Source organism: Bradyrhizobium sp. USDA 241 (genome assembly GCF_049739505.1).
Lineage (GTDB): Bacteria > Pseudomonadota > Alphaproteobacteria > Rhizobiales > Xanthobacteraceae > Bradyrhizobium > Bradyrhizobium liaoningense.
Genome location: NZ_JBMGPZ010000005.1, coordinates 1,775,621 through 1,797,152 on the forward strand (window position 1 = coordinate 1,775,621; position 21,532 = coordinate 1,797,152).

At 64.5% G+C, this 21,532-nt stretch carries 21 protein-coding genes; 8 read left to right on the forward strand and 13 right to left on the reverse strand.

The annotated features are described in order from the left end of the window. Positions 1-6 precede the first annotated feature (6 nt). From hyi to ABIF91_RS30320, 3 genes are all read left to right on the forward strand, one after another. Positions 7-792, forward strand: coding sequence for a hydroxypyruvate isomerase (gene hyi, locus ABIF91_RS30310; protein ID WP_028177191.1), 786 nt, complete (start codon positions 7-9; stop codon positions 790-792). A 210-nt stretch (positions 793-1,002) separates the two neighbouring features. Further along, a complete protein-coding gene (locus ABIF91_RS30315) occupies positions 1,003-1,890 on the forward strand; it encodes a 2-hydroxy-3-oxopropionate reductase (RefSeq protein ID WP_424579559.1) in 888 nt (295 codons plus the stop codon). A 114-nt stretch (positions 1,891-2,004) separates the two neighbouring features. After that, positions 2,005-2,388, forward strand: coding sequence for a DUF1236 domain-containing protein (locus ABIF91_RS30320; protein WP_028177189.1), 384 nt, complete (start codon positions 2,005-2,007; stop codon positions 2,386-2,388). A 42-nt stretch (positions 2,389-2,430) separates the two neighbouring features. Here ABIF91_RS30320 and ABIF91_RS30325 read toward each other — a convergent pair whose 3' ends face one another. From ABIF91_RS30325 to ABIF91_RS30335, 3 genes are all read right to left on the reverse strand, one after another. Further along, positions 2,431-2,808, reverse strand: coding sequence for a hypothetical protein (locus ABIF91_RS30325; protein ID WP_028177188.1), 378 nt, complete (start codon positions 2,806-2,808; stop codon positions 2,431-2,433). A gap of 76 nt (positions 2,809-2,884) precedes the next feature. Beyond that, positions 2,885-3,481: a thiamine pyrophosphate-dependent enzyme gene (locus ABIF91_RS30330; protein ID WP_028177187.1), complete on the reverse strand. Its 597-nt coding sequence runs from the start codon at positions 3,479-3,481 to the stop codon at positions 2,885-2,887. Positions 3,482-3,489: 8 nt separating this feature from the next. Beyond that, positions 3,490-4,053 carry a thiamine pyrophosphate-binding protein gene (locus ABIF91_RS30335; protein ID WP_028177186.1) on the reverse strand — a complete coding sequence of 188 codons (564 nt, stop codon included), beginning with the start codon at positions 4,051-4,053 and terminating at the stop codon, positions 3,490-3,492. Positions 4,054-4,293: 240 nt separating this feature from the next. Between ABIF91_RS30335 and ABIF91_RS30340 the strand changes: the two genes are divergently transcribed. Next, positions 4,294-5,343 (forward strand): hydroxyacid dehydrogenase, encoded by a 1,050-nt coding sequence (locus tag ABIF91_RS30340; RefSeq protein WP_035669715.1) that lies wholly within the window; start codon positions 4,294-4,296, stop codon positions 5,341-5,343. 122 nt (positions 5,344-5,465) lie between these two features. Then, the gene (locus ABIF91_RS30345; RefSeq protein WP_028177184.1) at positions 5,466-5,915 is read left to right on the forward strand and encodes a flagellar basal body rod protein FlgC; all 450 of its coding nucleotides are present in this window, start codon (positions 5,466-5,468) and stop codon (positions 5,913-5,915) included. Between the two features lie 71 nt (positions 5,916-5,986). Here ABIF91_RS30345 and ABIF91_RS30350 read toward each other — a convergent pair whose 3' ends face one another. Continuing rightward, positions 5,987-7,021 carry an ornithine cyclodeaminase family protein gene (locus tag ABIF91_RS30350; RefSeq protein ID WP_424579560.1) on the reverse strand — a complete coding sequence of 345 codons (1,035 nt, stop codon included), beginning with the start codon at positions 7,019-7,021 and terminating at the stop codon, positions 5,987-5,989. Between the two features lie 62 nt (positions 7,022-7,083). Here ABIF91_RS30350 and ABIF91_RS30355 point away from each other — a divergent pair, with 62 nt between their 5' ends. Then, entirely contained in the window at positions 7,084-7,296 is a 213-nt protein-coding gene (locus ABIF91_RS30355; protein ID WP_028177182.1) for a hypothetical protein, read from the forward strand. A gap of 3 nt (positions 7,297-7,299) precedes the next feature. Here the strand turns inward: ABIF91_RS30355 and ABIF91_RS30360 are convergent, their stop codons facing one another. From ABIF91_RS30360 to ABIF91_RS30385, 6 genes are all read right to left on the reverse strand, one after another. Beyond that, a complete protein-coding gene (locus ABIF91_RS30360; RefSeq protein WP_028177181.1) occupies positions 7,300-7,875 on the reverse strand; it encodes a GNAT family N-acetyltransferase in 576 nt (191 codons plus the stop codon). Between the two features lie 5 nt (positions 7,876-7,880). Further along, the gene (locus ABIF91_RS30365) at positions 7,881-10,238 is read right to left on the reverse strand and encodes an Orn/Lys/Arg decarboxylase N-terminal domain-containing protein (RefSeq protein ID WP_028177180.1); all 2,358 of its coding nucleotides are present in this window, start codon (positions 10,236-10,238) and stop codon (positions 7,881-7,883) included. A 99-nt stretch (positions 10,239-10,337) separates the two neighbouring features. Continuing rightward, positions 10,338-12,539 carry a xanthine dehydrogenase family protein molybdopterin-binding subunit gene (locus ABIF91_RS30370; protein WP_028177179.1) on the reverse strand — a complete coding sequence of 734 codons (2,202 nt, stop codon included), beginning with the start codon at positions 12,537-12,539 and terminating at the stop codon, positions 10,338-10,340. A gap of 7 nt (positions 12,540-12,546) precedes the next feature. Then, positions 12,547-13,563 carry an FAD binding domain-containing protein gene (locus ABIF91_RS30375; protein WP_035669718.1) on the reverse strand — a complete coding sequence of 339 codons (1,017 nt, stop codon included), beginning with the start codon at positions 13,561-13,563 and terminating at the stop codon, positions 12,547-12,549. After that, a complete protein-coding gene (locus ABIF91_RS30380; RefSeq protein WP_028177177.1) occupies positions 13,560-14,051 on the reverse strand; it encodes a (2Fe-2S)-binding protein in 492 nt (163 codons plus the stop codon). The genes ABIF91_RS30375 and ABIF91_RS30380 overlap by 4 nt, the downstream gene beginning before the upstream one ends. A 137-nt stretch (positions 14,052-14,188) precedes the next feature. Next, the gene (locus ABIF91_RS30385; protein WP_028177176.1) at positions 14,189-14,668 is read right to left on the reverse strand and encodes an Lrp/AsnC family transcriptional regulator; all 480 of its coding nucleotides are present in this window, start codon (positions 14,666-14,668) and stop codon (positions 14,189-14,191) included. A 144-nt stretch (positions 14,669-14,812) separates the two neighbouring features. Between ABIF91_RS30385 and ald the strand changes: the two genes are divergently transcribed. Then, positions 14,813-15,928, forward strand: coding sequence for an alanine dehydrogenase (gene ald, locus ABIF91_RS30390; protein ID WP_424579561.1), 1,116 nt, complete (start codon positions 14,813-14,815; stop codon positions 15,926-15,928). A 72-nt stretch (positions 15,929-16,000) separates the two neighbouring features. Here ald and ABIF91_RS30395 read toward each other — a convergent pair whose 3' ends face one another. Genes ABIF91_RS30395 through ABIF91_RS30405 form a run of 3 tightly spaced genes read right to left on the reverse strand, consistent with a single transcriptional unit; the run spans position 16,001 to position 20,039 of the window. After that, positions 16,001-17,911, reverse strand: a complete 1,911-nt coding sequence (locus ABIF91_RS30395; RefSeq protein WP_028177174.1) for a flavin-containing monooxygenase — start codon at positions 17,909-17,911, stop codon at positions 16,001-16,003. Then, positions 17,908-18,549 (reverse strand): TetR/AcrR family transcriptional regulator, encoded by a 642-nt coding sequence (locus tag ABIF91_RS30400; protein ID WP_028177173.1) that lies wholly within the window; start codon positions 18,547-18,549, stop codon positions 17,908-17,910. Before ABIF91_RS30400 ends, ABIF91_RS30395 begins: the two co-directional genes overlap by 4 nt. Further along, positions 18,546-20,039: an AMP-binding protein gene (locus tag ABIF91_RS30405; protein ID WP_035669721.1), complete on the reverse strand. Its 1,494-nt coding sequence runs from the start codon at positions 20,037-20,039 to the stop codon at positions 18,546-18,548. Before ABIF91_RS30405 ends, ABIF91_RS30400 begins: the two co-directional genes overlap by 4 nt. A gap of 173 nt (positions 20,040-20,212) precedes the next feature. Here ABIF91_RS30405 and ABIF91_RS30410 point away from each other — a divergent pair, with 173 nt between their 5' ends. After that, the gene (locus ABIF91_RS30410) at positions 20,213-21,472 is read left to right on the forward strand and encodes an ABC transporter substrate-binding protein (RefSeq protein ID WP_028177171.1); all 1,260 of its coding nucleotides are present in this window, start codon (positions 20,213-20,215) and stop codon (positions 21,470-21,472) included. Positions 21,473-21,532: the final 60 nt, after the last annotated feature.

The window sequence follows — 21,532 nt, forward strand, 5'->3', positions numbered from 1 at the left end:
AGCATCATGCCGAAGTTTGCCGCCAACCTCACCATGCTCTTCAACGAGATGTCGTTTCTCGACCGCTTTGCCGCTGCGAAGGCGGCGGGTTTCGCCGGCGTCGAATATCTCTTTCCCTATGATTTCGACAAGGCGCAGCTGCGCGAACAATTGGAGGCCCACGGGCTGACGCAGGTGCTGCACAATCTGCCGGCCGGCAATTGGGCGGCGGGCGAGCGGGGCATTGCCATCCTGCCCGATCGCGTCAGTGAATTCCGCGACGGCGTATTCCGCGCCATCGACTACGCCAAGGCGCTGGATTGCGAGCAGCTCAACTGCCTCGTCGGCATCGCGCCTGTCGATGCGGACCCGGGCCAGCTGAACGAGACCCTGGTCGGAAATTTGCGCTTTGCCGCCTCGACGCTGGCGCGGGAGAACATCAAGCTGTTGGTCGAGCCGATCAACACGCTCGACATTCCCGGCTTCTATCTCAACGGCACCGAGCAGGCGGTGCAGCTGATCTCGGAAGTGCGGTCGAATAACCTCTTCATCCAGTACGACATCTATCACATGCAGATCATGGAAGGCGACCTCGCTCGCACCATGCAGGAATACCTGCCTGAGATCGCCCACATCCAGCTCGCCGACAATCCCGGCCGCCACGAGCCCGGCACCGGCGAGATCAACTATCCCTTCCTGTTCCGCCATCTCGACGCGATCGGCTATCGCGGCTGGATCGGCTGCGAATACAAGCCCCGCACCACGACGCTCGAAGGCCTGTCCTGGCACGCCGCACAGACGTTCGAGACTTGAGACTGTAGCCAAGCCGACGGTGGGCCCCCTCTCCCGCTTGCGGGAGAGGGTTGGGGAGAGGGTATCTCCGCGGTGGGGTTCTTGCGGAGAAAATCCCAACGCGGACAGAACCCTCACCCGGCACTGCGTGCCGACCTCTCCCGCAAGCGGGAGAGGTGCACTGGGCAGGTGGATAGACTTACCAGAAACTTTCGCAGAGGAAACGAAGACATGATCGACATCGGTTTCATCGGACTTGGGACCATGGGACGGCCGATGGCCGGCCATCTCCTGGCCGCGGGCCATCGCGTTCTCCTGCATGACGTCGCGTCTGTTGCCCCCGAGCTGATTGCGGCGGGCGGCATTCCCTGCAACTCCGGCAAGCAGGTGGCGGAGGAGGCGGATGCGGTCATCATCATGGTGCCGGATACGCCGCATGTCGAAGCCGTGCTGTTCGGCGAGGACGGGGTCGCGAGCGGCATTTCAAAGGGCAAGATCGTGGTCGACATGAGCTCGATCTCTCCGCTGGCGACGAAGGAGTTTGCCAAGAGGATCGAGGCGCTCGGGGCGGGCTATCTCGACGCGCCGGTGTCGGGTGGGGAGGTCGGAGCGAAAGCTACGAGCCTCACCATCATGGTCGGCGGGCCGGAGCGGGCTTTTGGCACCATGAAGCCGATCTTCGACAAGATGGGCAAGAATGTCACGCATGTCGGGGCCAATGGCGACGGCCAGACGACGAAGGTCGCCAACCAGATCATCGTCGCGCTGACGATCGAGGCCGTGAGCGAAGCGCTTCTGTTCGCATCCAAGGCCGGTGCGAACCCAGCGCTGGTGCGCAAGGCGCTGATGGGCGGCTTCGCCTCGTCGCGGATTCTCGAAGTGCATGGCGAGCGCATGGTGAAGCGCAATTTCGATCCGGGCTTCCGCATCGAGCTGCACCAGAAGGATCTCAACCTCGCGCTCGAAGGCGCTCGCTCACTCGGCTTGTCGCTGCCGAGCACGGCAGTGGCACAGCAATTGTTCTCGTCCTGCGCGGCGCATGGCGGCAAGGCGTGGGATCATTCGGCGATGGTGCGGGCGCTGGAACTGATGGCGGGGCACGAGATCGCCGCAGCTTGATGTGTTACCGCGTAACAGTCTCCAGATTCTGGCGCTTCTTTGGCCGTAGGGAACCGGAACAATGCTCCCGCCCCGCGGTTGAAGGCGCAGGACAATCACTGGAGAGATAAGCATATGAAAACCCGTCTTGCGATTACGTTCGCTGCCGCCTCGCTTCTGGCGTCGAGCGCAGCCTTCGCTCAGTCAACGACCGCCCAGGGCGCCGCGGACGGCGCGCGCGCGGGGGGCGACATCGGCGGCCCGATCGGCGCGATGGTCGGCGGCACCGTTGGCGCGGCCGTCGGCGCCGGTCTCGAAATTCCGAATGCCGTGCTGGGCGGAATCCCGCGAAGCGATTCGGTCGTCGTGGAGGAGCGCGTTGTCGTCGGCGAGCCGCTGCCGCCCACCGTTGTGCTCCGCCCCGTGCCGAACTACACCGAGTATCGCTACGCGGTCGTGAACGATCGCCGCGTGATCGTCGAGCCGCGTACCCGACGCGTCGTCAAGATCATCGATTGATCGGCGGCAATCCAGGCGCTGACAGACAGGCCCTGCGGAGTGTCACTCCGCGGGGCCTTCGCTTGTCAGGGCAGTGCTGGTGCGAAAGCGCGTGAGCAGCCAATCGGCCGCTGCGGCGAGTGCAAAGCCGAGGCAGGCGGTGGCGGCATCGACCAGAAAATCCCCCATCCGCGCATGGCGGCCGGGTGCCCAAAATTGCATCAGCTCGAGTACGCCAATCAGCACGACCGCGGCCCCTGCGACCAGCAGACGTCGTCGCCCATAGGCGAGGCCGAACGCCAGTCCCACCAGAATGAAGGCGAGCGCATGTTCGCCGTCCTGGCCGAGATCGGAATGGGGCCTCAGGCCGGGGGGACCGAGAGTGGCGAAAGTGACGGCGGCCGCGAGCAGCCAGGCAATGGTACGCATGAAAAAGGACATTCCGACCGCTTAGCACGGATCTGGCGGGGTTGTCGCGAGGTCGGTATCAGATCGCCGTGTAGTTAATGACAAAATGTTAAAGTGGCTCGCGCACGCCGAGGCCGTGCATGAAGCGTTCCCGGATCTGCACGGGGTCGCGGCGGGTGGTGCCCACGCCCGGTTTGTCGTCGATCCGGACCGCGATCAGGCTCGGCTCGGTGGCAGCCATCGCATCGTCGACCAGCCGCTCGAAATCCTCCTCGTCCGCGGCCCAGGCGCTGTTGGCGAGGCCCGAGCCGATGGCGATGGCGACGATGTCGGCGACGTTCGCTGCCGGTGTCGGCTGCGCGCCGGTGATTTGATAGACGCCGTTGTCCATCACGATCATCGTCAGGTTTTTCGGCTTCAGGGCGGCAATGGTCGACAGCGCGCCGAGCTGCATCAGCAGCGAGCCGTCGCCTTCGAGTGCGAAGACGCGGCGACCGGGCTGCGCCAGCGCCACGCCGAGCGCGATCGGAAAGGCGAGCCCCATGCTGCCCAGCATGTAGAAATTCTGCGGGCGGTGGCCGGCTGCCCACAGATCGAAATTGGTGTTGCCGATGCCGCCGATCACGGCTTCGTCGTGCTTGAGCTTCGCGATGAGGCGCGAGGTGACGTCGAAGCGGTTCATCACCTTGGTGTTGCGCGTGTTCATGACCGGCCTCACTTGTCGAAGACCTTGCCGCCCGTGAGCAGCGGGTTGAGGATCAATGCCACCGGCGCCTGCGTGGTGACGGCCTGCCTGATCGAGCGGTCCGTGATGAATTCGAGCTCGTCGAGCCGGGTGATGGTGTGGTGCTCCAGCGCCAGCGAATCGAGTACCGGGCGCATGGTTCGGCAGACCAGCGACTGGCCGTAGTTGAACTCGCCGAGCGTGCCGCGCTCGGACACGAACATGATCAGCGGAATCTGGTAGGGCACCGCGAGCGAGGCCAGCACGTTGGCCAGCGTGGCAAAGCCGGAGGTCTGCATCAGCACCGCGCCGCGCCGTCCGCCCATCCAGGCGCCGGAGACGATGCCGACCGCCTCCTCCTCGCGGGCGGTGGCAAAGGTGGTGAAGAAGGGATCGGCGTGCAGGTTCTTGATCAGCGGCGTCAGCACCCGGTCGGGCACGTAGGGGACGAGGCTGATCTCGTTCCGCTTCAACGTTTGCAGGACGATGCCGTGCCAGCTTCCTTCGGAGCCTTGAGCCGCCTGGGGCGAGGTCCGTTGTTCCGCAATCGCCATTGCGTTCTCCCTTCAGCCGCGCCTGCTTCTTTCTGGCCGTCGCGGCGGCCCGCCGAACTTGACGCAGGCAGTGGGATTGTCAACATGTCCGCGCCGGCACCGTGATCTGCGCCAGAAGGCCTGCCGCGGCCGGCACCGCCGTGTCATAAGTGCGGCAATGAAGAAACGGGAGGAAGCAGCGGAGGGAGCGCGTCGCGCCGACCCTGCCGAGCCTCTCGCGAGCGAGCCGGAAGGGTCCTGATGTCCGTCAACAACAAGCGCGTCTTCTACGTCAAGTACCTCGCCAATCCGATCTACATCGACATTCTGAAGGCGCGGCCCGACGTCCGGCTCGATCGCATCGAGAACGAGAGCCCCGAAGATTTCTATGCGCCGATCCTGAGCGCGGCCCATGTCTACCAGATCGGCGCGGCCCGCGACGAACTGGCGCCGCATTTCCACGTCGATGCCGCCTTTCTGAAGCGGACGCCGAAATTGCTGCTGGTCTCCAGCAATGGCGCGGGCTTCGACCCTGTTGACGTCGAGGCCTGCACGGACGCGGGGGTGCTGGTCGTCAACCAGTCCGGCGGCAATGCCCATTCGGTTGCCGAGCATGCGCTGGCGATGATGTTGACGTTGTCCAAGCGCATCATCCAGTCGGATCGTCGCCTGCGCCGCGAGCTCGACGTCAACCGCAACGAACTCGTCGGCAACGAGGTCGAGGGCAAGACCGTCGGCATCGTCGGCCTCGGCAATGTCGGCCGGCGCATCGCCGCACTGTGCAAGGGCCTGCTCGGCATGACGGTACTGGCCTACGACCCGTATTTGTCGGGCGAGGTGATGGCGGAGCGGGGCGGGGAGAAGGTCGAGCTCGACGAGCTCCTGCGCCGAGCCGATTTCGTCTCGATCTCCTGCCCGCTGAACAAGGGCAGCCGGAACATGATCAGCGTGCGTGAATTCGCGCTGATGCAGCCGCATGCCTATTTCATCACCACGGCGCGCGGTTTCATCCACGACGAGGACGCGTTGCTTCAGGCGCTGCGCGACAAGCGCATTGCGGGTGCCGGCCTCGACGTCTGGTCCAAGGAGCCGCCGCCGCCGGAGCATCCGCTGCTCCAGTTCGACAACGTGCTGGCGAGCCCGCACACGGCAGGCGTCACCATCGAGGCGCGCCAGAACATGGGCCGCATCGCCGCCGAGCAGGTGCTGGATGTGCTCGACGGCAAGCGCCCGCCGCGCATCATCAATCCCGAAGTCTGGCCGCGCTATGCGGAGCGCTTCAAGCAGGCTTTTGGTGTGACGCCCGGGTAAGGGGCCGGCCGCGCCAAGTTGGATGCGCTTCGATCATTGGTTACCACGTTGGAAAGCCAAAGCGCCGCATCTTATCGACCGGGTAAGTGAACGCGTATCACTTGTCCTGTAGTTGAAAGTCCATGAGCATCTTTTCGATCGCGACATCCGGACTTTCTGCGGCAAGTTTGCGCGTAAACGTGGCCGCGAGCAATATCGCCAACGTCCGCACGACCGGGCCGCTGCCAGCATCAGGCGGATCTGCCACGTCGGCCGATGCAGCCAGCTTGAGCACGAGCTCGACTTATCCCGCGGCTTATGTGCCGTTGCGCGTCGATCAGGTCGACCAATCGAGTGGCTCGATGCCAGGCGGTACGAAAGCGGCCGTGTCGACGGTTTCGCCGAGCTATATCGCACAATCCGACCCGGGCGCCCCCTTCGCAAACCAGGACGGCCTGGTCGCGGCGCCGAATGTCGATATCACCCGCGAATTCGTTGAGCTGGCGGCCGCAAAGTACAGCTTCATCGCCAATGCGAAGGTCATTCAGGCCTACTCGGAAACGACGGAGTCGCTGCTCGACATCACGACGTGATGGCTGATGTCGGCTCTGTCCGCCTGCCTTCGCTCGTCCGCCTCCACCGGCGAGATGCCAAGGGCAGGGCGCTACCCGAACCTGGTGCCGAGCTGCTTGAACACGGCCTCGCAGGTCATGAGGTCGAGATGGCCGCCGCCCGCGTTCTTGAAGAAGGTGATGTCGGACGGTGAGGCGCGTCCCTGCGCGCTGCCGCTGGCGAGATCGTAGAGATCGCCGAGGACATCGGCCTCGCTGATCGCACCGCTGGCGATCGGCTGCAGGATGTCGCCGACGCCATGGAAGGCCGATTCCCGCCGGTCCACGAAGACGCGCGACAACCTGGCGGCATCGTCGTCAGCCTCGCGCGTTTGCGGCGTGTAGCCGCCGACCAGGTCCAGATGCGTGCCCGGCCGCAAGTTTCGGCCCTTGATCAGCGGTTGATGCGCGCGGGTGCAGGTGGTGATCACGTCAGCCTCTCGCGTCGCCGCGTCGAGATCCGTGATCGTCTCGGCCTTGACACCGTCCTTCGCCAAACGCCGAGCGAGATCGGCGGCCCGTTCCGGGCTCCGATTCCAGATCAGCACGCGCTCGAGCGACGGTCGCACGGTACGATGCCCCCGGATCAGCCACTCGGACATCTCCCCGGCACCGGCGCAAAGCAGTGTCTCGGGACTGGGCGGGGCGAGCAGCTTCGTGCCCAGCGCGGAGTCGGCAGCGGTGCGCCAGTGCGTGATCTCGGTTCCGTCCATCGCCGCCAGCGGCTTCCCGTTGGTGCCGTCGAACAGCACGCACACCGCCTGCACGGCCGGCATCTTGCCCTCCGCCAGATTGGCCGGGAAGCTGGTGAACATCTTGCTCGCCATGTAGCGGCCGGGATCGACGGCACTGCGGACGACGTATTGCGCCCCCTCGCCGCCGAGAAAGGCGTCCAGGACTTCCATCTTCGGCCGGCGATGGGCCTCCTCCAGCGCGGCAATAAGAATCGGAAACGTCAGAACTTTCGTGACTTCGGTGTCGGAGACAAAGTGCAAGGCAAGATCCTCATGGGGGCGGCCGGTATTCCGGCTTATCCCCGGCCGGCAGGTTCCGCAATGGATTGTCCTTTCCGCCTTGATCCGCGTCAAAATCTCCTTCCCCGCTCCGCCCTAAATGGGACTAGAGTGCTGCGAGGGCAGCAGGAGGTCCCATGGCTACTTATGTCGTCAGGTTCATGAAGAACGTGCTCGGCGAATACGGCCGACAGAGCGAGGTTTGTCAGGGTACGCTCGAGATCGATGCCGCCGACGAGAATGAGGCCAAGGAGCGGGCGAAAGCGAGATTCTGCAAGGAACAGGCATTGCATGACTGGTCGCTGCATGCCGACCGCATCCATGTGAGACCGGCCGACTTTCCGTCGTAAGGGCTACCGGCCCGGCGTCATGATGGGCGGAGGTGTTGTCGTCCCGGCGCCGAGCGATCGCTGCACCATCACGGTGTCGGACCAGCGGCCGTGGCGATAGGCGACGCCGCAAAGCAGGCCGGCGCGCGTGAAGCCGAATTTCTCGTGCAATGTCAGCGAGGGCGCGTTGTCGGCATCGATGTAGCCGATCATCTGGCGGAAGCCGGCCGCCGCACAGGCATCGATCAATTCCTGGAGCAACAGCCGTCCGACTCCGCGGCCGAGATGCGCGTGGTGGACGTAGATCGAGTGCTTGGCCGTGTATCGGTAGGCGGGACGCTTGCGGAACAGCACGGCATAGGCATAGCCGACGACCTCGCCGCGATAGGTCGCGACCAGATGCGGCAGGCGGGTCTGCTTCAGGTTCTTGCGCCGCTCGCGCAAATCATCCGGCTCAGGGGCGCCGGTTCCCTCGACGTCGCGCGGCACACCGTTGCGAACGTGATGGCGATAGATCGCCAGCATCGCTTCGACATCGCTTTCGCGTGACGGCCTGACCAGAACGGGCTCGTCACTCGCGCGCGCAGCTGTTTCGTTCATCGGCACTACTCGGCGACCACGTAAGTGTAGAGCCCGATGCGCCCGTTCGCATCGACCTCCTTGTAGACCCCCTGGATCTCGACGTCGAAGCCCGGGAACGTGTTGAAGCAGGCCTCGAACATCTTGAGATAATCGATCATGGGTTTGGCCCGCTCCGTCAGTCGCTCGCCGGGCACGATGGTGGCGATGCCGGGCGGATAGACCACGAAGGGTGTGGTGGCGATGCGGCCGGCGATCGCCTCGATCGGCAGATAGTCGACATCGTTGCGGAACAGATAGCGCGCGGCATCGCGGGGCGACATCGCGATCTCGGGCATGTGCTCGGGCATGAACTGCCGAGCCTGGAGTGCACTGACGTCGGCGGCGCGGAAGAAGCGGTGCATCTCGCCGCAGAGATCGCGCAGGCGCACGCCTGCGTAGCGCGCCCGTCGCCGCTGATGGAATTCCGGGATCGCGTCGGCCAGCAGCGCATTGTCGTCATGCAGCCTCTTGAACGCGACGAGGCCGGAGATCAGCGTGCCGGCCTTGCTCGCCTCGACGCCGGGCGTGAGCAGGAAGAGCAGGGAGTTGAGGTCGTTCTTCTCGGGGACGATGCGGTTTTCGCGCAAGTATTGCGCGACCACCGGTGCGGGAATGCCGTGCTCGGCATAGGCACCGGTCGCACGATCGAATCCGGGGGTGAGCAAGGTCAGCTTGTTCGGATCGGTCATGGCAAAGCCTTCCGCGAGATCGGGAAAGCCGTGCCAGTTGGTGTCCGGAGAGAGCTGCCACAGCGCGGGATTGGTCGCGAGCTCGTCGGTGGAGAGCGTCTCCCAGGCGACGTTGTGCGCGGCGACGGGGCGGCCGACATCGGGAATGGCGACCCGATCGGGAACGAAGGGCTCGAAGAACCAGCGCCGCTCCGGATTTTGCTCCTTCTCCTCGAACTCCCGGCGCATCGCCCGGATCTTCTTGCGCAGCTCGATGCCGAGCCGGATCGTGTCGTCCCACAGCACTTCGCCGGAGCGACCCTTCATCATCTGCGCACCGACGTCGAGCGAGGCGAACAGCGGATAGAAGGGGGACGTCGATGCGTGCTGCATGAAGCTCTCGTTGAAGCGGCGATGCTCGACGCGGCGCTTCTGGCCACGGATGTGACGATCCTTGATGTGGATCTGCGAGGCCTGCGAGAAGCTCGCCAGCTGCTTGTGGGTCGATTGGGTCGCGATGATGCCGGGGGCCTCGGGTGGAAGATTGGCCAGCCCCATGGCGAAGCGGCCGGCATAGAGCGGATGGAATTTCATGAAGCCGGCCCAGGCCTCGTCGAACAGGATGTATTCGCAGAGATGGCCGATGCGTTTCAGGATCATCTCGGCGCTGTGGATCGAGCCGTCATAGGTGCATTGCTCAACCACGGCGACGCGGAACGGACGCTCCTTGCGCCAGGCGTCGCGGTCCCCGACCAGCGGATGGTTGCGGATGGCCTCGCGCAAGGCCTTCTCGTCGAGCATGTCCCAGCGCATCGGGCCGATCAGGCCCCAGGCATTGCGGACGGTCGGGACGTAGATGGGGACGCCACCACTGATCATCAGAGCGCCGTGATGGGCGGCCTTGTGGTTGTTGCGGTCGAACAGCACGAGGTCACCGTCGGTGACGAGGGCGCCGAGCGCGACCTTGTTCGACGTCGAGGTGCCGTTGAGCACGAAATAGGTCTTTTCGGCGCCGAAGATCTGGGCCGCTTCCTTCTGCGCCTTCAGCGCCGGGCCTTCATGGGTGAGGAGGTCACCGAGATCGAGCACGGAATTGTCGAGGTCGTCACGGAACACGGATTCGCCGAGATGCTCGACGAACACGCGTCCGATCGGGCTGCGGTTGTAGAACACGCCGCCGTTATGGCCTGGACAGGTCCAGAGCTGGTTGCCTTCCTCGGCATAGTCGACCAGCGCGCCGAAGAACGGGGTCTTCAGCGTCTCGGCATATTGCTTGAGACGGCTGATCAGGTTCTTGGCAATGAAGGGCGGCGTCTCCTCGGACAGAAAGACATAGCCGTCGATGAAATCGAGCACCTCGACCGGCAGATCCTCGAACCGCTTGCGACGGATCAGGAGGATGATGGGAAAGTCGAGGCCCCGGCGGCGCATCAGATTGATCAGCGCCGAGGTCTTGCCCTCGAGGCCCTTCTTGCCCCAGTCCACCACCATGCAGCCGATCGCCGCATCGGTCTGCACCGCCATCTCGGCATCCTCCAGCTTGCGGGCCCGGACCACCTCGAATCCGGAGCGCTGGATCTCCTCGATGATCTGGTTGAAGCGAACGCCTTCGAGGTCGTCGCTATCGAACATGGGTGCGGCAAACAGGAAGTTGAAGCGCTTGAAATAGTCCATGTCGAGTCCCGAATGTGGCAGAGACACAGCTCTCGGCACATTCGATGACAGTTGGATGACACGCCCGAGTGCCGCGGGAATGTTCGAGTGTTTGCGGCTTCAGTCCATCAGCTTGTCCAGCGTGATCGGGAAGCGCCGGATGCGCTTGCCGGTGGCATGATAGACGGCGTTTGCAATCGCCGCAGGCACGCCGACGATGCCGATCTCGCCGAGACCCTTGATACCCATCCTGTTGATCCGGCTGTCGGGCTCATCGACGAAAATGACGTCGATATCGTGAATGTCGGCGTTCACGGGAATGTGGTACTCGGCGATGTTCGCGTTCATAATGCGGCCGAAGCGGTGATCCATCATCGTCTCCTCGTGCAGTGCCATCCCGATCCCCCAGACCACGCTGCCCATGATCTGGCTGCGGCCCGTCTTGGTGTTCAGGATGCGGCCGGCAGCCACCGCGCTCACGACCCGCGTGACGCGGATCACGCCGAGCTCCTCGTCGACCTTCACCTCGGCGAAGACCGCCGAATGCGTGTTGCGGGCATGCGATTTGTCCTCCGCGAACTGATTGAGCTTCTCCTTTTCGATCCGCTCGAGCTTTCCGTGGCGCATGACATCCGCAATCGGGACGGCAGCCCCGTCCTTGCCGTTGCTGGCGATCATCCCGTCGACCAGGGTCGCGTTGGCGGCGTCGAGGTCGGCGAGCGGCGAGCCCGGCATTGCCTTTGCTAGACGTGCGAGCTCCTGGCGAATGTCTTCGGCCGCTCCCAGCACGGCATGCGCGCTGGACGCCGCCATCCAGGAGCCGCCCTCGACAGGGGCTTGCGGCAAGGTCGAGTCGGCGAGCCTGACGCTGATGTTCTCGATCGGCAGCCCAAGAGCATCGGCCGCTACCTGCGCCACGATGGTGTATGTGCCGGTGCCGATATCGGACGCAGCGCAGGAGACCTCGGCATGGCCGTTGGCCGTCAGCACGATCCGGACGGCGACCGGCATCTGCAGCGCCTCCCACACCCCCGTCGCCATGCCCCAGCCGACCAGTTCCTTGCCGTCGCGCATGGACCGCGGGGCGAGGGTGCGCCGGGCCCAGCCGAAGGCTTCCGCGCCGCGGGCGTAGCATTCCCGCAACTGCTTGCTGGTGTAGGGGAGGTCTTCGCTCTGGTCGCGATCCGAGTAGCACTTCAGGCGCAGCTCGATCGGATCCAGCTTCAGCGCGACGGCCAGTTCGTCCATGGCGCATTCGAGCGCCAAGACGCCCGTTGCTGCGCCCGGCGCGCGCATGTCGCAGGGCGTCGAGACGTCGAGGTCGACCAGCTTGTGGGAAAAGTGGCTGTTGGGGCTCTTGTAAAGCTGCTCGGCCCAGCCGGCGTCATTGCGCGAAAAATCCTCGTAGCGTGAGGTCACGGCAATCGCTTCGTGGCTGACGGCATCAAGCGTGCCGTCGGGCCTTGCCCCGAGCGCGACATGCTCGATGGTCATCGGTCGATAGCCCAGCCCATACATCTGCTGCCGTGTCAGCACGACGCGGACGGAGCGCTTGAGTGCGAGGGCGGCCAGCGTCGCCAGCACGACCTGGTATTGCGGCCGCAGGCCGGAACCGAATGCGCCGCCGACATAGGGCGAAAGCACGCGGATCTCCTCAGACTTCTTGTCAAACACGCCGCAGAGGAACTTCTGCACGTTCTGGACACCTTGCGTCTTGTCGTAGACCGTGAGCTTGCCGTCGCCTTCCCAGACCGCCGTCGTCGCATAGAGCTCCATCGGATTGTGATGCTCGGTCGGAATGAGGTAGTCCGCTTCGTGCCGCAGGGGTGCGGCCGCAAGCGCCGCTTTGGCGTCGCCGCGGGGCTTGTGCGGCTTGTCCATCTCGCGGGCACTGCCGCGCTCGGCCTCGAGATCGGTTGCAAACCCATCCTGCTCGTAGTCGATCCGCACCAGCGTTGCGGCGAACTTCGCGGTCTCCCATTCTTCCGCAATGACGAGAGCAATCGGCTGCCCGTTGAACCTGATCAAGTCGTCGTATAGCGGCCGGAACGGCGAACCCTCCGGGGCCACCTCGTCCTTCCAGGCCTCGTCCTTGTCGGCGAGGGAAGGACGATTGGCGTGCGTGAGCACGTCGAGCACTCCGGCCACCTTCAGCGCCTCGCTGGTGTCGAGCCGCACGATACGACCGCGCGGTATGGTGGCCTCCACCACGAAACCATGGACCAGGCCCTCGGCGGTGAACTCGCCGGCATATTTCGCAGCTCCAGTGACCTTGGCCCGGCCGTCGACGCGCGACGTTGGTGTTCCGACATAGGCGTTCATCGGGCCCTCATGCGATCTTCTTGTGAGCTTGTGATTGCGGTGTGGCGCTTGTGGCCTGGATCAGCGTACGCACGACGGCTCGGCGCGCGAGCTCGATCTTGAATCCGTTGTGCGAGCGAGCGGTTGCTCCCTGCAGCAGCAGATCGGCGGCGCGCCCGAAATGATCCGGTGTTGCCGCCTGGCCGCGCAGTGCCGCTTCGGCTTCGGGACTTCGCCAGGGCTTGTGAGCAACGCCGCCGAGCGCCAGGCGCGCTTCGCTGATCGCGTTGCCTTCCAGCTCGAGCGCGGCTGCGACCGAGACCAAGGCGAAGGCGTAGGACAGGCGGTCGCGGATCTTCAGGTAGCTGTAGTTCCGGGCAAAACCCTGCGGCGGCAGCTCGATTGCGGTGATGATCTCGCCGCTGCCGAGATTCGTATCGAGGTGAGGCTTGTCGTCAGGAAGCCGATGGAAATCCGTCAGCGCGATGGTGCGCTGACCGCTGGCGCCTGCGATGTGCACGAGCGCGCCGAGTGCGGCCAGCGCCACGCTCATGTCGGATGGATTGGTCGCGATGCAGGACGTGCTGGTGCCGAGGATTGCATGGTTCCGGTTGAGGCCATCGCGTGCCGAGCAGCCCGTACCGGGACTTCGCTTGTTGCAAGGCGTCGTCGTGTCATAGAAGTAGGCGCAGCGCGTTCGCTGCATCAGATTTCCGCCGACCGAGGCCATGTTTCGCAGTTGCGCGGAGGCACCTGCCAGGATGGCGCTGGCGAGCAGAGGATAGCGCTGCTCGATCAGCGGATGGTAGGCGAGATCCGAATTCGGCACCAAGGCGCCGATGCGCAGGCCGCCGTCGGCGGTCTCCTCGATGTCGCGGAGCGGCAGGCGGGAAATGTCGATCAGCCGGGAGGGCCGTTCGACGTTCTCTTTCATCAGGTCGATCAGGTTGGTGCCGCCGGCAATCAGCTTCGCGCTTGGATCGGCGGCGAGCAGGCGAATGGCGTCGGCAACGTCGCTTGCGCGGGAATACTGGAAGTTGTTCATGACCGGCTCATTGCCTGTTCGATCGCAGCCACGATGTTGGGGTAGGCGCCGCACCGGCAGAGATTTCCGCTCATCAGCTCCCGGATCTCGTCGGTATCCCGCGCACGGCCTTCGGCCAGCAGGCCGGCCGCCGAGCAAATCTGTCCCGGCGTACAATAGCCGCACTGAAAGGCGTCATGGTCGATGAAGGCCTGTTGCAGGGGATGCAGCGCGCCGTCCTTGGCAAGGCCTTCAATCGTCGTGATCTCAGCGCCATCCTTCATGACAGCGAGGGTCAGGCAGGAGTTGACCCGTCGTCCGTCGATCAGCACGGTACAGGCGCCGCATTGGCCGTGATCGCAGCCCTTCTTGGTGCCGGTCAACTCCAGGCGGTCACGCAGGGCATCCAGAAGCGTGGTCCACGGCACGACCTCGAGTGTGCGCCTTGCGCCATTGACGACGAGGTTGATCGGAATGCGTTCGGGGATCTGATCCGTGATGTCGGCCATGGTCTGTTCCCTGCGGAAAGGCCGAGCTGGGCAATCGTGGATGTGACGCGAGGGTGCATTGCCGCCGCTGGCCAATAGCGCCCAACGGATGACGGGCTGCTTGGTTCCCGACCGGTTCTCCGGTCGGGCGGACGAGGTCAGCGCTTGGTCTCGCCGAACACCACGGTCGGCACCGCGCGGTTGACGATCTCGCGCAGCGCGAAGCTCGATTGCACGCGCGCGACGCGGGGCAGGCGGGACAGCTCGGTGCGGTGGATCCGCTCGAAATCCTGGATATCGCGGGCGAGCACGATCAGGATGTAGTCGTCGGTGCCCGACATCAGGAAGCAGCGCACGACTGAGGGGCATTTCACCACCTCCGCCTCGAACGCCTTCAGCGCATCGTCGCTCTGGCTCTCCAGCGCGATGCGAACCAGCACGGTGGTGGTGAGGCCGAACTGGGCGAGGTCGAGCGTGGCTTGGTAGCCCTGGATGTAGCCGTCGTCCTCCAGCGCCTTCTGCCGCCGCGCCAGCGCCGTGCTCGACAGGCCGATCTTGTTGGCAAGCTCGGTGTGGCTGGCCCGCGCATTGGTCGTGAGTTCCGCGAGGATCGCGAGGTCTTTCCGGTCGAGGGCCAAGGTTTCGTTTCCAGCGTGAAAGGGCACTTTTGCGCCGGAAACCGGCGCGCGCGTGCCGAACCTAGCGGATATTTGCACGAAACCAAACGGGCGCCGTCGCTACGATGAATGAGCGGAATCAGTGCGTTGGCAAGGGAGCTCGGGATGCGCGTCGGTGTGCCCAAGGAGATCAAGGTGCAGGAATATCGCGTCGGGCTCACCCCGGGCGCCGTCCGCGAGTATGTCGCCGCCGGGCACCAGGTGACGGTCGAGACCGGCGCCGGAAGTGGCATCGGCGCGTCCGACGAGGTGTATCGACGGGCAGGGGCGTCCATTGCCGAGACCGCCCGCGAGATCTTTGCCAAGTCGGACATGATCGTGAAGGTCAAGGAGCCGCAGAAGAGCGAATGGGCCCAGCTCCGCGAAAGCCAGATCCTGTTCACTTATCTTCATCTTGCGCCGGATCCGGAGCAGGCCAGGGGCCTGATCGACTCCGGCTGCATCGCGATCGCCTATGAAACCGTCACGGACGCGAGCGGTCACCTCCCGCTGCTCGCCCCGATGAGCGAAGTCGCCGGCCGCCTCGCCATCGAGGCCGCCGGCGCCGCGCTCAAGCGCTCGGCCGGCGGCCGCGGCTTGCTCCTGGGCGGCGTGCCGGGCGTGCAGCCGGCGCGCGTCGTCGTGCTCGGCGGCGGCGTGGTCGGAACGCAGGCTGCGCGCATGGCCGCCGGCCTCGGTGCCGAGGTCACCGTGATCGACCGCTCGATTCCGCGCTTGCGCGAGCTGGACGATCTCTTTGCCGGACGCGTGCGCACGCGTTTCTCGACCATTGAATCGGTCGAGGACGAGGTGTTCGCGGCCGACGTCGTGATCGGTGCAGTGCTGGTGCCGGGCGCCAGTGCGCCGAAGCTCGTCACGCGCGCCATGCTGAAATCGATGCGGCCGGGGGCCGTGCTGGTCGACGTCGCGATCGACCAGGGCGGTTGCTTCGAGACCTCTCATCCGACCACGCACGCCGAGCCGACCTACGAGGTCGACGGCGTCGTGCACTATTGCGTCGCGAACATGCCGGGCGCGGTGCCGGTGACCTCGAGTCAGGCGCTGAACAATGCGACGCTGCCGTTCGGACTGATGCTCGCAAACAAGGGGTTTGCGGCGGTGCTGGAGAACCCGCATTTGCGTAACGGCCTGAACGTGCATCGCGGCCGGATTACGAACAAGGCGGTGGCAGAGAGCCTCGGGCTGGAGTTCGCCCCCGTTGGGAGCGAGCTGGCGGCGTAAAGGCCGCCCTCGCAATGACGATGTGGGTCGAGCGCAACTTGAGCGTCGGCCACCGTGTGCCAACAGATGGCTTCACGCCTTCGTCAGCTTGTACTGCCCCAAATCGGGGTCATGCGTCATGCGCCAATAATCGACGAAACGCCACGGCATCGCCGAGAACACGCGGCCACTGCTGTTGCGGTAGTAGGTGCTCATGCCCGGATGGGTCCAGATCATCGCCTCGTGCTCGGCATCGACCTTGCGGACGTACTCGTCGAGCACGTCCTGACGGACATCGATCGCGGCGATGTCCCGTTCGATCATGTCGACGAGACATGTCGAGATGTAGCGGCTCTGGCATTCCGACTGGAATATGACGCTGCCGCCATGGGCCGGCCCTGAATTGGGACCCAGCATGCAGAAGAAGTTTGGAAAGCCCGGCACGGTGAGGCCGAGGAACGCGGTCGGATTGTCGTTGGTCCAGGCTTCACGCAGATTGGTGCCCCCGCGCCCGCTGATGTTGAGGCGCGCAGCCATCTCCGTCACCTTGAAGCCGGTGGCGACAACGATGATGTCGGCCGGGCGCTGCCTGCCGTCGGCGGTGACGATGCCGCTCTCTTCAAAATGGCTGATCGTCTCGGTGACGAGCTCGACGTTGTCTCGCCTCAAAGTCTTGAACCAATTGTTGTCGAGCAGGATGCGCTTGCCATAGGGCGGATAGGTCGGCACGCATTTCTCGATCAGATCGGGGCGTCCCTGCAGTTCCGACAGGATGAAGTCCGTCAGCTCCTGGCGGTGCCGGTCATTGCCCTTGTTCACGGCGCGCTCGGGATGCGGCCAGGCCGGGTCCTTGCGCAGGAAGGGCAAGAGGCCATCACCGTAGCGCCAGAACATGTTGAAGCGATACCACTGCACATAGAATGGCAGATGCGCCAGCAGCCAGCGCGCGCCCTCGCTGATCGGGTCGGCATAGCCCTTCACCGGGCGAGCCCATTGCGCGCTGCGCTGGTAGACCGTGACCGAGGCGGCCCGGCCGGCGATCGCGGGCACGAGCTGCATCGAGGTGGCGCCGGTGCCGATCACGGCGACGTGCTTGCCCTCGACGTTGATGTCATTGGACCACAATGCTGAATGCAGGATCGTTCCCTTGAAGCTGCCCTCGCCTTCGAAGCGGGCGCGTGAGGGATCGTTGAGCTGGCCGATGGCCGAGACAAGCGCCGTAGATTCGAAGGTCTCTTCACCATTCTTCGTTTTCAGCGTGGAGATCCAGCGCCGCCTGCCTTCGTCCCAGCGCGACGAGGTCAGCTCGGTGTTGACGCGCAGATGCTTGCGGATGCCGTATTCGTCGGCGACCTTCAGCAGATAGCCGAGCAGCTCCTCGCGCTGGCAGAAGTAGCGCGTCCAGGCATTGCGCGATCCGAACGAATACGAATAGGAGTGGTTCGGCGTATCGACGCCGCAGCCGGGATAGCGGTTGATCCACCAGGTGCCGCCGAGTTCTTCGTTCTTCTCGACGATGGTGTAGGGGATGCCGAGATGGCCGAGCGCCACGCCGAGCGCGATGGCACAGACGCCGGCGCCGACGATCAGCACGTGCTGGTCCGCAAGCTTCTCGTCGGAAGGGCGCGCCGTCCAGCGTGCCTCGCGCGCCACAAAGCCCATCTCTTCGCGCATCAAGGGCGCATATTCCGACGCGACATTCTCGCCGAGGCAGGCGCGCATCATCCTCAGCAGCAATTCCTCGCCGGGGTCGGTGATGACGGGCTTTGGCGTGCCGTCGGCGAAGAGCTTGACCACGGCGGCGCGGATCTCGTCCTGGACCTCCCGAGCCACGCCGGCCTCGGGATCGGGGATGAGGCGGATATCGCGCTTGGGCAAGTATGGCGGTTCCAGCCATTTCTCGTCGCCGGTCATGTGCACCAGCACCATCAGCAGGCAACGGATATCGCCCTCGGCGATGGCCGAGGCGAGGTCGAGCGGCTTGTGCGGAGAATCGATGTTCATGGCGTGTCCTGATCTCCGAAGGCAGTGAAGAGGCCGCGCGTCATCAGCTTGCGATAGGCGGAGATGACGTGATCGGGGACGGCGGTGACGCCGCTTTCCGAATAGGAATAGCGGCGGCTGAGATAGCCGCGCGCACCCATCAGCATGTGGACGATCGCCTCGAATTCCTCATCGCTGTAATCCGCGATCGCGCCTGCAAGACGAGCCCGGCGCAGGATGCGGACATAGGCGACCGAGATGTTGTCGAGATGCTTCTGGTACCCGATCGGTGCGAAGAACTCGGCCTCGTTGAGGATGCGCAGAAATTCCGGCACCTGGCGGATGAAGTCGAAGAAGGCGGAGAACCGCGCGATCTCCTGCCGTGCCGCATCCGCCGTGCCGGTGCGAGCGCGGATGAACTCGACCATGTCGAGGCCGATCTTGGGCAGGAGCTGGTCGAGCAATTCCTGGCGGTTCTCGAAATGATTGTAGAAGGTGCCTTGCGCGACGCCGGCCTGTTCGGTGATGCGGGCGACCGAGGCTTCGGCATAGCCGTATCTGCCCACGACCTTGGTGGCGGCCTCGAAGATCTTCTGCTTGGTCCAGGCGTTGCGCTCGACGCGGTTGAGCTTCGTCACCTTGGCGTTCACTTGCGTCATTCAGACGTCTCCAGCTCGGCGCGCAGCACGCGCTTGAGGATCTTTCCACTTGGATTGCGTGGCAGGCTGTCGCGGACGACGAGCTGTTTCGGCACCTTGAAGCTCGCCAGTCGCGCGCGGCAGTGCTCGATGAGGTCAGGCAGCTCGAGGTGTGCGCCTTCGGCGAGCACGACGATGGCGACCGGCCGCTCGCCCCAGCGCGCATCGCGCAGGCCGATCACGGCGACCTCGCGCACCTCGGGCAGATCGTAGATGACGCGTTCAACCTCGGAGGAGGCGATGTTCTCGCCGCCGGAGATGATCATGTCCTTCTTGCGGTCGGTCAGGTACAGAAAGCCCTCGTCGTCGAGATAGCCGACGTCACCGCTGCGGAACCAGTCGCCGAAGAAGGCCGAGGCCGTCTTGTCCGGATCCTTCCAATAGCCGCGCGTGATTTTCGGCCCCCGCAGGCAGATCTCGCCGTTGACGTTCGGTGGCAGTACCTTGCCGTCCTCATCGCGGATCTCGATCTCGACATGGGCAATGGCGCGGCCGGTGGAACCGATCTTCTCGATCTCGCGGCCGGCTTCCATGAAGGTGTCGCCGCCGACGGTCTCGGTGAGGCCATAGGCGTCGATATAGCGCGCGTTACGGAAGTACTCGGAGAAGGCGCGGATCCGCAACTCCGGCGTCTTCTCGCCGCCGCCGATCGCCCATGTCAGGCTGGAGACGTCGTAGCGATCGCGGGTGGGACAGGTGAGCATCGCCGTGGTCATGACCGGCGCGAACCAGGCGGCGTTGAGCCTGTCCTCGGCGATCGCCGCAAGCGCCGCCTCCGGTTCGAAACTGCGCTCGATGCGGATGAAGCCGCCATGCCAGAGCACGGCGACGCCCGGCAGGTCGAGTGCACCGACGTGATAGAGCGGGCCGACGACGAGAAGCCGCGTCTCGGGACTGAGGCCGAGCGCAATCGTCTGGTCGGCGGACTTCCAGTAGAAATTATCGTAAGAGAGCATCACGCCCTTGGGACGATCGGTCGTGCCCGAGGTGTACATCAGCCGCATCAGGTCCGATGGCTGGAGCGGATGCATCGGCGCGGGTGCAGCGCTGCTCGCGAGGCGCATGACGCTGTGCTGCGCGGCTTCATCGAGCACGACAACCTTCGCGCCCGCGGCATTCGCTGCCAGCTCTTCATCGACGATCAGCAGGTGCGCGCCGGCATTGCCGACGATGTAGCCGACCTCATCGCGCGAGAGGCGAAAGTTGATCGGCAAGAAGACTGCGCCGAGATGACTGGTGGCAAACATCAATTCCAGAAACGCCGCGCTGTTCTTCATCAAGACGGCGACGACGTCGCCGGGGCCAATGCCCTGCGCGGCGAGCCAACCGGCGATCTTGCGGACGCGTGCATCAAGGGCCGCGTAGGAAATCTCTTCGCCGCGATATTTCAGCGCGGGCCGCGCCGGCGTGCGTCGGGCATGAAAGGCGATGAAGCTCGACAGATTGACCATTTTCGCTGGTTTCGGGCCGATTCCTGGCCTCGTTTCCTTCCCTGATGAATTCTGACTCGTAATTCATCTTTGGCTTGACGTCACCCCCCTACCTCTGAAATCCTTCGAGACACGGAGACGAGACGATCTCCGACAGGGATCAGGAAACGCCGACCCGAAAGAGGGAGGGGAAAATGACGAGGACCCGCACGCCGGGCATCAGCCGCCGTTCAACACTGGCGCTGATGGGCGCCGGTGCGATGAGTGTTGCCGCGCCCTGGGTGGCGCGTGCGCAAGCCAAGACCATCAAGATCGGAATGCCGACGATTTTGTCGGGCCGCGTCGCGCAGCTCGGCACGTCCTCGCGCAATGCGGTGATGCTCGAGGTCGAGAAGGTCAACGCCGCCGGCGGCCTTGCCGGCCGGCAGATCGAGATGGTGATCCGCGATTCCAAGGGCCAGCCGCAGGAAGCCGCCCGCGTCGCGCGCGAGCTCGTCAACACCGACGGCTGCGAGCTCATGATCGATGCCGAAGCCTCCTCCGGCGCCTTCGCCGTGCACGAGGTCGCGCGCGATCTCGGCGTCTTCTGCATTCACACCAATTCGGAGACCTCGGCCCTGACCGCCGATCCCAAGCAGCACATTCCCAACGCGTTCCGCACCGCGCGGCAGGGCGTGCACGACTCCATCGTCGGCGGCCGCTATGCCGCGGAGATCGCCAAGGCGAAGGGCTTGAAGAAATGGGCGACCTGCTCGCCGGATTATGCCTATGGCCGCGACACCACGGCGGAGTTCACGCTGTACCTGAAGCGTTTCGCGCCCGAGGTCGAGATCATCAGCGAGTCCTGGCCGAAGCTGTTCCAGCCGGACTACACCGAGGTGGTGACGAAGATCCTGCAAGCCAAACCCCAGGCGCTCTATTCCTGCCTGTGGGGCGGCGATCTCACCTCCTATATCGACCAGGCCAACATCTACGCGATGTTCGGCCAGATGGAAGTGTTCGCGGTCAATATGGCTGACTACACTGCGCTCACCGTGGTGAAGAACCTGCCCAAGGGCATCCACTCCGGCAACCGTTACATCAAGACCTTCCCGACCACGCCGGAGAATGCTGCCTGGGGCGATGCCTACAAGGCAAAGTTCAATGAATATCCGACCAACTGGTCGTGGGAGAATGCCACCGCAATCATGCTGATGGCGGAAGCTGCGAAGAAGGCGAACTCGGCCGACGGCAAGAAGATCGCAGAGGTGCTGAAGGGCCTCACGATCAAGTGCCCGTTCGGCGCCGACGGCACCGTGACCATGCGCGGCGACGATCACACCCTCGTCGGCTACGCCATCGGCTGGGGCACGACGATCCCACAGGAGCCGTATGTGCCCGAAGTCAAGGCCGGGGACTGGAAGACCATCTTCGAGCTGGAAGCCGAATGGAAGAAGAGCAAGGGCTATACCTGATCGCGCAAGCGGCGGGGACGGGCGACCGTCTCCGCCGTCGTTTCGTTTTCCGCGCCGTGT

What these genes read in the sequence shown, in the direction of transcription:
- ald (WP_424579561.1), top strand. Translation starts at nt 14,813, where the DNA reads ATGCGCGTCGGTGTGCCCAAGGAGATCAAGGTGCAGGAATATCGCGTC.
- ABIF91_RS30335 (WP_028177186.1), bottom strand. Translation starts at nt 4,053, where the DNA reads ATGGCGATTGCGGAACAACGGACCTCGCCCCAGGCGGCTCAAGGCTCC.
- ABIF91_RS30395 (WP_028177174.1), bottom strand. Translation starts at nt 17,911, where the DNA reads ATGAACATCGATTCTCCGCACAAGCCGCTCGACCTCGCCTCGGCCATC.
- ABIF91_RS30355 (WP_028177182.1), top strand. Translation starts at nt 7,084, where the DNA reads ATGGCTACTTATGTCGTCAGGTTCATGAAGAACGTGCTCGGCGAATAC.
- ABIF91_RS30375 (WP_035669718.1), bottom strand. Translation starts at nt 13,563, where the DNA reads ATGAACAACTTCCAGTATTCCCGCGCAAGCGACGTTGCCGACGCCATT.
- ABIF91_RS30315 (WP_424579559.1), top strand. Translation starts at nt 1,003, where the DNA reads ATGATCGACATCGGTTTCATCGGACTTGGGACCATGGGACGGCCGATG.
- ABIF91_RS30365 (WP_028177180.1), bottom strand. Translation starts at nt 10,238, where the DNA reads ATGGACTATTTCAAGCGCTTCAACTTCCTGTTTGCCGCACCCATGTTC.
- ABIF91_RS30400 (WP_028177173.1), bottom strand. Translation starts at nt 18,549, where the DNA reads ATGACGCAAGTGAACGCCAAGGTGACGAAGCTCAACCGCGTCGAGCGC.
- ABIF91_RS30325 (WP_028177188.1), bottom strand. Translation starts at nt 2,808, where the DNA reads ATGTCCTTTTTCATGCGTACCATTGCCTGGCTGCTCGCGGCCGCCGTC.
- ABIF91_RS30410 (WP_028177171.1), top strand. Translation starts at nt 20,213, where the DNA reads ATGACGAGGACCCGCACGCCGGGCATCAGCCGCCGTTCAACACTGGCG.
- ABIF91_RS30345 (WP_028177184.1), top strand. Translation starts at nt 5,466, where the DNA reads ATGAGCATCTTTTCGATCGCGACATCCGGACTTTCTGCGGCAAGTTTG.
- ABIF91_RS30340 (WP_035669715.1), top strand. Translation starts at nt 4,294, where the DNA reads ATGTCCGTCAACAACAAGCGCGTCTTCTACGTCAAGTACCTCGCCAAT.
- ABIF91_RS30330 (WP_028177187.1), bottom strand. Translation starts at nt 3,481, where the DNA reads ATGAACACGCGCAACACCAAGGTGATGAACCGCTTCGACGTCACCTCG.
- ABIF91_RS30380 (WP_028177177.1), bottom strand. Translation starts at nt 14,051, where the DNA reads ATGGCCGACATCACGGATCAGATCCCCGAACGCATTCCGATCAACCTC.
- ABIF91_RS30370 (WP_028177179.1), bottom strand. Translation starts at nt 12,539, where the DNA reads ATGAACGCCTATGTCGGAACACCAACGTCGCGCGTCGACGGCCGGGCC.
- ABIF91_RS30405 (WP_035669721.1), bottom strand. Translation starts at nt 20,039, where the DNA reads ATGGTCAATCTGTCGAGCTTCATCGCCTTTCATGCCCGACGCACGCCG.
- ABIF91_RS30320 (WP_028177189.1), top strand. Translation starts at nt 2,005, where the DNA reads ATGAAAACCCGTCTTGCGATTACGTTCGCTGCCGCCTCGCTTCTGGCG.
- ABIF91_RS30360 (WP_028177181.1), bottom strand. Translation starts at nt 7,875, where the DNA reads ATGAACGAAACAGCTGCGCGCGCGAGTGACGAGCCCGTTCTGGTCAGG.
- hyi (WP_028177191.1), top strand. Translation starts at nt 7, where the DNA reads ATGCCGAAGTTTGCCGCCAACCTCACCATGCTCTTCAACGAGATGTCG.